Source organism: Cupriavidus malaysiensis, assembly GCF_001854325.1.
GTDB lineage: Bacteria > Pseudomonadota > Gammaproteobacteria > Burkholderiales > Burkholderiaceae > Cupriavidus > Cupriavidus malaysiensis.
The window spans coordinates 951,543-965,491 of sequence record NZ_CP017755.1 but is presented as its reverse complement, the minus strand read 5'-3'; the positions used below and the strand labels follow the sequence as shown (position 1 = coordinate 965,491).

Here is a 13,949-nt window from a genome sequence, read left to right as displayed (position 1 = left end):
GCCTGCCGCGCGGCAGCGGGCACGGTCGCCGGGTCCTTGCAGTGCTAAGACGATTGGCCGCCGCGCACTCCGCAAACTTTTTTGCTCACCGCTCCATGCGGGCCACCAGATAGTCATGGGCGTATTTCAGTTCGTATTCGACGGTGCGCTTGGAGCAGCCGAGGCGCCTGGCCACCTCTTCCTGCGTCAGGCACTCCAGGTGGACCAGCAGGAACACCTCGCGCCGGCGTGGCGGCATGCGCTCCAGCAGCCTCGCCATGGCGGCCAGTTCGGAGCGTCCCTCGGTGGTCTGCGCCGGCCCCGGCAGCGGATCGGCGAGCTCGATCAGCGCCTCGACCTCGTCGAGCGGCAGGGAACGGCTGCCCCGGCGCAGGGCGTCCACCGCGATATTGACGGCCATCCGCACCACATAGCTGCCCGGACTGCGCACCGGCGAGGCTTCGGCCGGGTCGGCGCTCAAGCGCACCCAGGCATCGTGCAGGGCATCGCCGGCCAGGTCGCTGCTGCCCAGCAGGCGCGTGACGCGCCGCTTCAGGCTGCCGTAGTGCCTGGCCAGGTAGTCGGCGAGAACCGGACGGGTTTCCTCGGTCATGGTGGCTGCGCCCCGCTAGCCGGCGCGCAGCGCGGCCCGGCATCGGGTCCGCGGGCCGCGCGGGGCAAGATCAGCATGATCACGGGCTGCGGCAGGTCGGCGGGCGGCGGCGCACCAAGCTGCACGCGCTGCAAGGCGGCCACGATCGCCGCGTCGCGCCGCGCGTCGCCGCTCGGGCCGAGCAGTTGCACGGCGCGCAAGGCACCCCCCGCGTCCACCCGGAAGCGCAACAAGGATCGGTATGTTCCCGGAGCAGTACGCGGATTGCTGCACAACGCCTCCCAGACACCCGTCTGAACCAAGCCCGGATACCCGGTCAAGTTACCCAGGCCAGCGCCGCCGCCGGCCGGAGCCGCGCCAGCCGCCTTCAGCACGAAGGCCTTGCCCGTACTGCCTTCCACCGTCTCGGCGATCAGCCCGGTCCCTTCCAGCAGCCGCTGCAGTGCCTCGCCGGGCGGATACGGCCCGTGCACCGGCGACGACACCCGCCCCGCCACGATCTCGCTGCGGAACAAGGCCGGTTGCCGGGTCAGCAGGGCGTACTGCCGGAGCGCGTCGGCCAGGGGCTGTGCCGGGATGTCGAACGCAAGCGGCGGCGTTGCCGCATCCGGCGCCGGGATATCGGCGCCCGCGGAGGACGGCGCATGCTCCTGCGCCGCGGCCGCCGGAACGCCCAAGCCGCCCAAGCCGCCCACGCCGCTCAAGCAACCCGCCAGCGCAAGCACACGGAGCGACGCCAAGCAGCCTGTCATGTCGAGAAGGAAATCGCCAACGCCTCGCGAGAGCGGGAAGGACAAACCCTCGCGAAACGCCGGGAACGTTACTTACGCGACATGACACGGCTGTGACAGCAGCATTTCAGCAGTACCGGCGCATCAGGACGGCGGGCAAGGCGCCGCTTCCCCGGAGGCAAGGCGGGGCAGCGGCGCGCGCCGGCCGGGTCCGGACCCGGACTAGAGTCCGAGCGAGCGCCGCTCCGCCGCCGTCAACTGGCTGCGGGCGGCCTCGCCCAGGCGGGCATCGCCCAGCACCTGGACCGCGCTGCCGGGGCGATAGGTCATGGGCTTGCCCGCCTGGGGATCTGCCTGCCCGCTGCCGGGCTGGGCTTCTCCGCCGGTGCCCAGCATCCGCACCGTGAAGACCGATGGCATGGCCTGGCGCGCCGCCGCGCGCTCGCGCTGCACAGCGTCCTGCGCGGCGCTGGCCGCGCTGCCGGCGACCGCGCCGGCATTGGCCAAGGCCGACACATTGACCGCGGCGATCACCGGCAGGCCCGTCGCCTTGCCGTTGCCGACGATGTTGGCGGCATTGACGATCTGCAGCGCGGCGAAGTTGGCGCTGCCCGAGAAACGGATGCCCGCCTCCCCCGCGTCGATCGTGCCCAGCGGCGCCAGCAGGTCGAGATCGCCGGGCGGCACCTCGGGGATAGGCGCCAGCGTGGCGATGCCCGCGCCGGTGCTCGGCACCTGCGGGGACAGCTTGACGTCGCCGAGGTCATCGTAGACGCGCCTGGGCGGCGTGTAGACCACGGTGGTCTTGCTGCCGCGCCCGGCGTTGATATCGCCCTCGGCCGACCAGGCCAGGATGCCGCCGCCGAAGGTCGTCATGATGCGCGACAGGCCGAGCAGGATCGAGCCCCGGCTGAACAGGCGGATGTCGCCGTTCCCCTGCGTCATCACCCCCGCGCTCGCGGGCGGTACCTCGCCCTGCACCCCCACCACGATCTGTCCGCCCGGCGCCAGCATGTCGATGCCGCCGCCGAAGTCGGTGCGGACGCCGGAGCCGCCGAACAGCGTGATGCTGCCGGCGCGCTCGATGGCCTGGCCCTGTGCGTCCTTGTCGGGGAACAAGGTGGCGATCATATTGCGGCCACGCAGGTAGCTCTGGTAGCGGCGGCTGGCGGGATCGTTGTATTCGCGTCCGCCCGCCTTCAGTTCGTCGAAGTAGACCTGCCGCAGGAAGATCGCCTGCTGCTCGGGCGCCAGGCCGTTGAAATAGGCCAGCGCCCGTTCGCCGCCGGCGTCGTAGCCGTAGCGCGCCTTCAGCCAGGCGCCGAGTTCACCGAGGTAGGTCTTGGCTACCTTGCCCGGCTGGTCGGCCAGGGGCGCGCCGGGATCGGCCAGGTTGGCGGGATCGAGATAGCGCCTGGCGATGGCGGCATAGTCCGGCCCGTTGGCGCCGGCGCCTGCCGCGAGGGCGATCGAAGCGCCCGGCCGTGTGTCGCCGCCGGCAAGCGGGCCGATCGAGGTGACGGAGGCCTTGTCCGCCTGGTAGAGATTGCGGCCCGCCGAGATATCGAGCGTGCCGGGTCCCGCGACCTGGAAATTGGACAGCTGGATGTCGCGCCCCGCGCGCACCACGGAGACGTCGGTCGCGTTGGCGTGGTAGATCAGGTTGCCCTGGGACGGCGAACCGTAGCTGGCACTGGTCGGGAAGACGGGCTGGCCGGTCGGCGAGAGAAACATGGCCGGCTCGCCTGAGCCGATGATGTCGCGCCCGGCAATGATCCGCACCGGCTTGGCGGCGACATGCCACTTGTCGAGCTGGTAGCGGGACACCGAGGTGCCGCCGCTGGTGTGGTCGAGCAGTTCGCCGGTGCGCAGGCCGATGATATCGCCCTCCACCGCGTAGAAGCGCTGCGGCGAGCCGTCGCCGGCGTGGAGGTCGCCCTGCACGGTGTTGGGGCCGAAGGTGAACAGGCCCAGCGGGCTCGCCCGGCTCTCGCTGTCGGCGCTGAGGTTGCCTACCGGCAGTTGCCGGCCCATGCCGAGGAAGGCGGGATTGGCCGGCGTGGCGATCGCGGCCGGGTCGGCGCCCGACATGTCGACGGCCGAGCGCAGCGCATAGATCGAGTCCCGCGCCAGCAGTTCCAGCTCGCCGGTCGCCGAAGGCGCCAGGATCAGCGACGTGACGACCGGGTTGATGGTGTCGCGCGGGGCGCCGTAGTAGATGCTGCCCTGCGCGGCCGTGGCGCGCAGCGTGGCGGGATACTCACGCCTCGCCCGCTCGCCGAGCAGCACCGGCGTCAGGTTGCCGCCTGCGGCGAACAGGTCCACCGCCGTGCGGCCGGTCCACAGGGAGAACCAGCTATAGCCGCCACCGGCGAAATCGGTGCGCACGCCATCGGCCACCAGGCTGTATGGGGTCGTGTTCTGCTGCAGGGTGCGGCCGGCGTCGTCGGCGCCGCTGAGCACCAGGTCGCCGCGCGAGCGCAGCGTGGCGGTGCCGTCGCCGAGCGTGAGGTAGGGGCCGCCGAAGGGCAGCCCCTGGTTCGGTTCGTTGCTGGAGAAGGCGCGGGGATCGCCCGGCAGGGCATAGTTCCACACGCCATAGCCGAGGTCGATCCGGCCGATCGACCCGGCCTGCACGTCGATCGCGCCCCGCACAGCGGTGATCACGCCTTCGCGGCCCGTGAAGATGCTCGGCTTGCGGTAGGAACTCATCGGATTGAGCGCCCCGCCGACACTGAGCGCGATATCGCCGCCGCCGGTCTGCACCAGGCGTCCGTCGGGCGCCACCCGCCCGCTGCCGCCGACCGCAATGGTCAGGCCCTGGCTGGCGTAGGCGACCGACGAACCCGGATCGACGATCATGCCGGCATCGCCGCCGGCGCGGATGGCGACATTGCCGCCGCCCAGCGCGCCGAAGCCCGTGAAGCCGACCATCTGGGGCGCATTGCTGGCCACGTCGCCGGAGTTGATCGGCAGCGCGTAGGTGCCGAAATTGACCCACCAGGCAGTGGGCAGGCCATAGGCGGCCCCGCCCTGCCGCCACAACCAGTTGCCGGGCATGGCGGAGGTGTTGGCGCCCGCCACGCCGTAGCCGGTCACATCGCCCTGCGCGGCGATGTAGAGGTTCCCGCCCGCCTCCGGATACCAGGCCTGGTAGGGGCTGCCCGCCCCGCTCACCAGGGACTCGTAGGCCGCGCCGGCGCTGCCTAGCACCCCGGAGGCGCCGCGCGGGACGCCGCGCGGCTGGTTGTAGGGATTGGACCCATCGGCGGCCAGGATCGGGGCGGATTGGGTGCCGGCGGTGTAGACGCCGTACAGCGACTTCATGGCCACGCTGCCGCCAGCCAGCAGATCCAGGTCGCCGGTGCCCGTGCGCACCACGCTGATGGCCTTCAGGGTCTGGTCGATGCCGGTGAAATGCTCGTCGTCGAGCACCAGGTCCCCCTTCCGGGCCGCGCCGGTGCGGCGGCTGTCGGCGGCGAGAAGATCCGCGCCGGCCGCCAGCCGCATCGACCAGGACTGCGACCCGGCGGGCAGCATGGGCGACACCGCCCACACCCGGCCCGGCTCCGGCCGCGGCGTGGTCGACGAGAAGGCAAAGGGGCTGGGAATCCCCTGCGGCAGCATCAGCAGCGTCGTGCTGGCACCCGCCGGGACGGTGTCGCCGTTGAAATACGCGCCGCCATCGGTGGTGAAGACGAGGCAATCCCAGCAGTCCGCGGGGACCTGGTAGCTGCTCTCGAACTGCCACGGATCGGAGCTGTTGATGGCCTGCGGCAGCGGATCGCCGATCTTGACGGTCGTCGCGATGCGCCAGCCATAGTCGTCCGGCGTGGCCGGGGGCGGCGCGAAGCCGTCGTTGATACTGCCCTTGACGACCAGGTCGCCGCCCGCACGGATCACCAGCATCCCGGGCTCGCCCGAGCCGCGCGCCGCGGGATTCGCCGTGGGGCCGTAGCGATAGCCCGACAGGTCCAGGTCGCCGTCCACCAGCAGGTTGCCATCGGGCGTGGCACTGGCGATCTCGACCCCGGGGCGCAGATGATAGGCCGCGCCGTAGGCTTTCAGGCCGGCCAGGCGCGCCTGCAGGGCCGGGTTGGCCAGCGCCGCGTTCTCGAATACCGTGCTCCGCTCATGGATGGCATCGAGATAGGCCTGGGTGATGCGCTGCACCGGCCTGCCGTCGCTGCCCGGGGTGCCGGCGGGCGCGTCGGTATAGCGCCAGAAGCCGTTGACCGCGAGGCTCCTGGCGCCGTCGATGGCGACCGGGCCGGCGACGTCGATGGCCATGTCGCCGCCGCTCTCGCTCAGGCGCGGCACATTGAAGGTCACCATGCCGCGCGCCACCCCGTCGGCCGAGCGCACGTCGATGGCGGCACCCGGGGCGAGCGCCAGCCGCCCGCCGCTGGCGGTGAGCTCGACGGTGGCGCGATTGCTCGCATCGATGGGCTGGCCACGGCTGTCGACGCGCAGCCTGGTGCCATGGGCGTCCAGCACCGCACCGGCCCCGAGCACCAGGCCGTCGCGCGCGCTGAGCCGGATCGTCCCCGCCTGCGCGCCGCTGGCATCGATGCGTCCGTTGACAGCGAGGCTGCCGCCGTCCACCGACAGCGCGACGCGGTTCGCCTTCACCTCGCTGCCCACCGCGAGGTCGCCGCGCTTGAGCTGGAAGTCGCGGCCGCCGAACACGCCGCCCCGGTTCAGCATCTCGTTGAGCGCGGCGAAACCGGCGATGCTCTGGGCGCGCAGGTCCACCGCCGCGCCCGCATAGGGCATCATCGTTCCGCCCATGTCGCGTTCACCGCTGACCTGGCCGAGGATGGCTCCGGCCAGCTCGATGGTGCCCTGGCCGGCATCGAGCGCGCTGGCCGACAGGCTGCCGCCGCTGTTGTTGACGGCGGAGAGGTCGATGACCGCCCCGGCCTGCTGCCGGATATCGCCGTGCGCGCTGGCCAGGACGAGGTCGCCGCCCCAGCTGTACTTGGTGACGTCGATCATCTTGAGCGCGCGCCCGGCCAGGTCGATGCGTGCGCCATCCGCCAGGATCAGGTCCTGGTCCGCCGTGAGCGTCAGCTTGCCGCTGGGCAGGGCGATGGTGCCGGCGATCCGCACACTGCCGCCCTGCAGCCCGATCTCGGCGCCGGTGACATCGGTATGCGGGGCCGCCGCGCCCTGCGGGGCCACCAGCGCGAGCGCACCGCCGGCCTGGATGCGGTTGATCGAGGCACCCTCCCCGGTGAGCAGCGGGGTGACGAGATTGAGATCGCCACCGTGATAGCTTCCATCCGCCGCGCGCGACTGGTAGACCGACAAGGTGTTGCGCTGGTTGGCGGTGATGCGGTCCTGCGCCAGCAGGTTCACCGTGGCGAAGCCCAGCGTGGTGCGATCCAGGGTCAGCTGCGTGTCGGGCTTGCTGAACGGCACATAGCCGAATTCGATGCGGTCCGCCGCGATGGTCAGCGTGCCGCTGCCGGTGCCCGCACCTCCGGGCACCACCGCGGGAGCCGCGGCACTGGCGCCGGCGTTGCCCGCGCCGGTCCGGACCCCGTTCCAGATCAGGGTGCCCGTGGTGACGGAAGCCTTATCGCCGCTCGCGCCCGAGCCATAGATCGCCGGCGTGTTGAACACCAGCTCCGCCAGGCTCGACTTGCCGGTGACGGGATCGATGGTGTCGATGCCCGCCGGGCCGAAGAAGTTGATCGACTGGCCGGCCGAGAGGATCAGCGTTTCCAGCTTGGGGATGCCGGCGCCCCGGTTGCCCTGGAGCAGGCCGTCCAGCACCGCTTGGGAGAGGCTGAGCCCGCCCGGCAGCACGCCGGCGGCCCGTGCCGCGTCGAGCGCCGAGGTCTCGCCGATATTGATGTTGGCCAGCCCGAGGTTCAGGTACCTGGCGCCATAGCGCGCAGCGGGATCCAGCACCAGCGCGCCCCGCGCGCCGGTCGCCAGCGTCAGCGCGCCTTCGGCATAGAGTTCCGCCGCGCCGATGCGGATGCCGGGCCCGGCGCCGTTGCCGGCCGTCACCGACACGTTCAGCAGCCCGTTGGACACCGATACCAGGTTGGTCTGGAACAGGTCGTCGTTTTCCAGGGCCGTGATATAGCCCGCCCCGGCCGAGTAGGGCGTTGCACGTCCCTTGCCGATGCTGCTCAGCACCGCGCCATCCTCGACCGTGATGCCGCCGTGGCTCGCCACCAGCATCACTTCCGGCGCGGACAGCACGGCCCCCGGGCGCACCACCAGCTCGCGCGCACCGGCCGTGATCACCATGCTGGAATCGCCGGCGTACCTGGCGTAGCCGCCGATCAGCAGGCGCGCCGCGCCGATGCCGTCGAGCGTGCTGTCGACCAGGGTCAGGTAGCCCGCCGTGCCGGCCTGGCCGGCACGGACGACCTCGATCTTGCTGGTGGCGCGCTCGCCGAAGCGCGCGGTGAAGGTGCCGCCCTGGCCGCCTTCGGCGGGCGTGAAATCGGCGCTGCCGGCGAAGGTCAGGGCCGGCTTGTCGCTGGGCGCGCTGCCCAGTTCGGGGAAGCGGACCTCGAGCGACTTGGCGTCCCGCAGCAGGTAGGGGATCGCGGCGCCGGAACGCGCCGCATCGGCCATCAGGAAGGCCTGCAGGCCGGTCTCGTCGTACTGGGCATAGCGCCGCACCGTCTTGCCGGGCGTGACGATGAGCTGCGTCGCCAGCGCATCGCTGCGGCCGGTGCCGGCCACGCCCAGGCGGCCCTGCACGATCCAGCTGCCATTGCCGGCGTCGACCGTCCGCTGCGCCGCGGGGCCGACATGGCCGCCCACTTCGACGCGGTACGCGCCGGGCATCAGCGCATAGCGCGCCGGCATCAGCGTATAGGTGCCGCCGGGCAGCCCGGGCACCCCGTCCGGGATCGTGACCTGCTGGCCGGTCGCGGGCAGTGCCCCCGCGCCGCCGCCCACCGGCGCGGCGAACGGCTGCGCCCCGGGGACCAGCGCGTAGACCGGGCTGCCGGCACGGCTGTAGCCATGGCCCGGCCCCGCATCGGCGAGCGCGGTCGCCAGCACGTCGACCGAGCCGCCGCGCCCGCTGATGAAAGCCGAGCCCGGCAGGTCGCCGCCGCCGGACAGGTCGATCACCGCCCCCGCCTGGACATCGTTGGCGCGGCCCGACAGCACCACCCGCGCTTCACTGATCACGGCCTGGGTGACGCGGTTGCCGTCGTTGCTGAAGACCAGGCCGTCGACCGTGCCGCCGTAGGGCATGGACAGGTGCCTGGCGCTGACCGAGGTGATGCTGCCTGGCAGCAGGGTCACGGTATCGGCCACCACCGCGCGGTCGTAGTTGTTGCCGATGCCGTTGCTGGCTTCGCCGAACTGGATCGCCCCCATCGGCGCGCGCAGGATGCCGCCCTGCTCGATCGCCGGCGACCAGATGCGCACGCCGCCGAACAGGGAATAGGGCATTTCCGGCACGGTGTCGGTGGTACGGCCGATGCGCACGCGTTCGGTGGCCTTGATGGTGGCCCAGTCGGCGAAGTTGGGGATGCGGCCGATGGCGCTGCCATAGGGGTAGAGCTGGGCGGCATCGAGCTCCAGCAGGCGGGTGCCGGTCACGCCGCCGCCCAGGCGGATGTCGCCCCGGCTGGTGAGCACGGCGGTATCGAAGCCGGGCGCATCGTAGGCGCGGGTGCCGGAAACCAGGCGGATCGATCCGGCCACGCCGTGCAGGGTGAGCTTGCCGAGGTCGATCAGGTCGGCATCGACGGAAAAGCTGGCCCGGGTCGGCAGCGCCGACACGGTCATGGTCGGCGTATAGGCCTTGGGATAGACCGGGTCGCCTTCGAGCGACAGGAAGGGCGCCGCGCGGAAGTTCACGTAGGGCGCGGCGAGGCGCACGTGCATGCCGGAGCCATCGCTCAGCAGCCCGCCGTGGTAGAGCGTCAGCGCGCGCCCGAGCGCGAGGTCGACGCTGCCGTCGAAGCGCACGAGGTCCGCGTAGGCGGTGAAGCTGTCGAAGCCGCCCGCCTGGATCTGCTCCGCGCTGATGCGGGCGCGGCCGGCGCGCAGCCCGTCGGCGGCGCCGCTCGGCTGCGCGCGCTGGCCGATCGTCAGCTCGCGGAAATAGCGCAGTTCGTCCGGCACGCTCGGGTCGCTCGAGATCACGCCGTAGCGGGGTGTCTGCAGCGTGAGGATCAAGGCACCGCCCAGGGCGCCGGAGCCGCCGGCGGCCGCGCGCAGGGTGCCGTCGAGATAGAGTCCCTGGAAGGAATGGAGCGCGATGGTGCCGCCGTTGCCCGCCAGCGCCAGCGGCGCGCTGGCGCCGCCGGTTCCGCCCGGCTGGCGCTGGTCGATGGTGGTGCTGGCGCCGCTCGCCTCCAGCAGGGCGCCGGCCCGCACGACGACGAAGGCGTCGGCGGCCTGGGCGACGCCGCCCGCGCTCTCCAGCAGCGTCGGCGCGCCGATGGTGATGCTGCCGCCGTCCTGGGCGATGCCGTAGCGCCGGCCCGCCTGGTCGAGTGCGGTGAAGGCGCGCCCCGCCGCGTCGAGCACGGCATGCCCGCCGATCTCGATGACGCGCCGGCCGCCCTGCGGATCGGCGCTCGCCCCGCCGTTGGAGGCGGTGTTCACCTGGATGACGTCGATGGTGCCGCCCGGCGCGGCCAGCCTGCCGTCCACGTGGATCGGGCCGAGCGCATGGAGCGCGATGGCATGGCCCGGGTCCACCAGGATCTCCGCGCCGGTGCCGATGGATACGCCGCCACCGGGCCGTGTCCGCGCCGCGTTGGCATCGAGCGTGAGATCCGCGCCGGCCCGCTGGGTCAGCCTGCCCGCGAGCGGATCCTCGCGATGAAGCGGCGGTGTCCATATCTCCAGGGCCATGGCCGCATCGGCGCCGGTGGCCAGCTCGGGCGCGTTCGCGCCAGGGCGCAGCACCGGCACCGTCGCGGCGATACGCGCGCCGTCCGCGACGGCCAGGCCCTGGTGGCCGTCGATCACATAGCTGGAGAAGCCCAGCCCCGTGAGGCCCGCATCGAGGTGCTGCAGCGGCCTGACCTTGACCGGGCGGGCCAGGCTCATGCCGGCGAGGATGTGCGTGCCGGCATCGAAGGTGACCGCCGCCGCCGCAGTGTCGCCGGCGCGCAGCACCGCCGCTGCCGGCTGGATCGGGATGCCGCCGGCGAAGACACCGGCCGGCACGACGTAGCCGGGCGGGAACTCGCCCGGATTGGCGATGCCGGTGATGCGTTGGCCCGCGCGCAGCGTGAGCTGGGTGAAAGGCGTGACCTCGATCGGCACGCTGTCCACCATCAGCGTGTAGGCAACGTGCTGCGCCGGCGGCAGCGTCCAGTCGGCCCCGAGCACGACCGGTGCCTCGCTGGAGAAGGCCGGCACGCCGGCCACGCGCTCACCGGCGAGCGCAACGGTGCGGGTGTAGTGGTAGTCGGCGGGCAGGATCTCGCCGGCCCTGACCGTGAAGGCCGCGTCGGCCACGAGGTCGACCCCGACGCGCTCCCCTGCGCCCAGTTCTCCCTCCTTGGCCAGCAGCCTGCCGCCGAGCACGATCGCCGGCCCGCCCTCGACGGTCAGCTTGCCGCCGCCGAGCACCCCGTAGCCGCGGATGGTGCCGCCGAGCGCGACCGTGCCGGTGCCGTCGCTGGCCCCCGGGATGGCATAGTCCGCGACCAGCGCCACATTGCCGCCGCGGCCGCCGGCGAGCGAGCCGCCGCTGCGCAGCGCGGCGCCGGACGAGACATCGATCAGGGAGCCCGTCTCCAATACAACGTCCTGCGTGCTGCGCAGCGTCACCGAGCCGCCATCGATATAGGCCAGGCCGGCGAGCCTGCGCGGGTCCTTGACGGCATTGGTCCAGGTTCCGCTGGCATCGAGCACCGCGCCGCTGCGCAGCGTGATCGAGCCCTGGCTGCCGGCCAGGGAGCCGCCCTGGGTCTGGTAGACGTTGGTGAGCACGATCTCGCCGCTGTGCGCGACGATGGCGGCGCCGATCTCGCTGCGCGGTGCCGTCAGGCTGAAGCGGCCGCCGTCGGCCAGCCTCACCTCGGCCTCGACCACGGCCGGCTTGCTGGTATTGATCTCCAGGCGCCCCAGCCCGTAGCCGGACAGGCGCTGCCCGTCGAGCCAGGTGGTGTTGAGGCGGTCCGCGGCGATCGCCTCGCCGGGTTCGAGCGCCGGCCCCTGCTGGCCGGCCGCGATCCGCACGTCGGTCGCGTGGCCGCCCGCCAGGCCCAGCGCGTTGAAGTTGCCGAAGACCAGGCCGCCGCGCTGGGCCACGGCGGTCTGCGCCTGCTTGTAGCCGTCGGCGGACGCATTGCGGCGCCGCGTCTGCTGCGCGCCATCGAACGCCAGCGCGATCACATCCCCATCGACGATGGCGGTGGGCGCGCTGACGATCAGGCTGCCCGCATCGCGCCCCGCGCTGTAGCCGTTCTCGAGGCGCTGCTGCGGCGCGATCAGCGGATTGTAGAAGGCCTCGCTGGCCGTGCTGCCCCAGCGCGCGTGTTCCGTCTCGAAGCCCTTGTACACGCCGGAGAAGACCATGCCCGCGGGGGCATTCTCGACCGTGTACAGGCGCCCGTCGCTGCCCTTGAGCCAGGTATTGCGGAGATAGCCGGTGGCGACATCCAGCGTCCCGCCGGCCAGGTTCACGCTGGAGCCCGGCTGCGTCACCACTTCCGCGCCGCCCAGCGTCACCGTGCCACCCTGGGCGGCCCATTCGCCGATACGGTGGCCCTGCTTGCCCAGGTAGCCGCCGACCTCCAGCAGGCCGCCCGCCGTGTACCAGCGCTCGTTCTGGTAGCTGCCCGTGCCGGCGGGGACATAGACCAGCCTGCGCCGGTCGATCCACACATTGTTGTTGGCCAGCTTGCCGCTGTCGCGATTGAGCGGCGAGTCGCGCAGTTCGTTGCCCTGCACGTTGACCAGCACATTGTTGGCCTCCATGGCCACGCTGACGCCGACCGCGCCGGACACGTCCAGCTGCGCCTTGTCGGCCAGGAAGCTGCGCCCGGCCGCGCTGGCCGCGATCTGCCCGCCGGTGGCCAGCGTCAGGCTGCCGCCCTCGAACACGATGCTGCCGCCGGCGACGATCTCCACACGCGACTGGTCGCGCCGGTCGGCGAGCCTCGCATAGTTGTCGAAGGTTCCCTGGGCGGCCTGCGCGCGGATCCTGTCCTGCGCCAGCGACTCCTTGATGAGCGCATCGCGCTGGGTATCGAGTGCCGTCGTCCTGCCATCGTCCTCGACCAGGACCGCCGTGGTGGCGCCGTTGCCCAGGGTCACGCGCCCGGCGGCATCGGCGGCCGAGTTCAGCAGGTGGATGGTGCCGCGCGTGTTGACCGTGGTGGTGGCGATGGCCACGCCCTGCTGGCGCACGTCGCGTCCGGCCAGCGTGATGTCCCCCTCGCGCGCCAGGATCAGGCCGCTGTTGCCGACCGCGCCCGCGCCGCTGTCCGCCGCGAACAGCGGCGCCACCTCGTTCCCGCGCGTGGTGGAAGCGGTATTGCCCTCGGTGCCGACGCCCTTGCGGATAACGAAGCTGTCGCCGGCCGCCAGCAGGGCCTGTCCCTTCCGCGCCGTGATCTCGCCCGCGTTGTGCACCGTCTTGCCCAGCAGCAGCACATAGCCGCCGCCGGTGGTCACGGCATCCGGCTCGCGCGTGCTGATCCGGCTCCCCTGCTCCACCTGCACCGCGCCCAGCGCGTCGGTGAAGGTCGGCGTCCCGTTGGCGCCATACAGGCCGTTGCCGGTGAACTGGCCATCGCTGATCTTCGCCGCGGCCGCGACCAGGTTGCGCGTGTCCACCTGGCTGCCGCCGCCGAAGAGGATGCCGTTGCGGTTGACGATCAGCACGGTGCCGTCGCCCCGGATCCTGCCCTGGATCTGGCTCGGCCGCGCCTGCGGATCGTTGACGCGGTTCAGCGCCGCCCAGTCGGCCTGCTGCTTGAAGTCCACCGTGGTGTTCTTGCCGACGTTGAAGGTCTCCCAGTTCAGGATGGCCTTGGCCTGGGTCTGCTCGATGGTGACCGTGGTCTTGCCGTCGGCCACCGTCTGCGCCGGCGCGTTGGCGTGGATCCAGCCGCGCGTCAGGCTGTTGGTATCGACCTTCAGGCCGCCTTCGGCCAGGCCATCCGGCACCGGGGAGCCGGCGGCCTGCGCGGCATCGCGGGCGGCCTGCTGCATCGCCTGCTGGGCCGCGATGGCCTGCGCCGCCAGGTTCAGGTTGTCGATGGAGCGCTGCAGTTGCTGGCGCGCCGCCTGCGACTGCTGCTGCGGCCCGTCCGGCGTGCCGGCCAGCATGCCGTTGGGCAGCCGGCCCGTGGCGGCCACGTTGCCTTGCACGGCGCCCTTGGCCGCGAACCATGCCTGGCTGAACGCTTGCTGGGCGTGGACACTGCCGGCCGCGCCGCCCGCCACCAGCGCCAGTGCCACCGCCCGTGCGAGCGGGAGCGCGTTCGGGAGCGCGTTCGGGAGCGCGATCGAACGTGCGATCGGACGCACCGTCGTACGCCGTGGCGACGGCCCGGCGGCGATGGCCCGGGCGCCTGCTTGGCTGCGCGGCGTGGCGTGGGAAGGAAGCGTGCGAGGCGTCATGGCGGGGTTCCTGGATACGTCCGGATCGGTCTTGTGCTGCCGGCCAT

3 protein-coding genes are annotated in these 13,949 nt (G+C 72.2%); all 3 read right to left on the bottom strand.

Annotated features, from left to right (window positions below; all coding sequences use genetic code 11):
- Window positions 1–85 precede the first annotated feature (85 nt).
- Window positions 86–592 (bottom strand): RNA polymerase sigma factor, encoded by a 507-nt coding sequence (locus tag BKK80_RS23950; RefSeq protein ID WP_071021589.1) that lies wholly within the window; start codon window positions 590–592, stop codon window positions 86–88.
- A complete protein-coding gene (locus BKK80_RS23945) occupies window positions 589–1,389 on the bottom strand; it encodes a hypothetical protein (RefSeq protein WP_157903328.1) in 801 nt (266 codons plus the stop codon). The genes BKK80_RS23950 and BKK80_RS23945 overlap by 4 nt, the downstream gene beginning before the upstream one ends.
- Window positions 1,390–1,545: 156 nt before the next feature.
- Window positions 1,546–13,902, bottom strand: a complete 12,357-nt coding sequence (locus BKK80_RS23940) for a filamentous hemagglutinin family protein (RefSeq protein WP_071071580.1) — start codon at window positions 13,900–13,902, stop codon at window positions 1,546–1,548.
- Window positions 13,903–13,949: the final 47 nt, after the last annotated feature.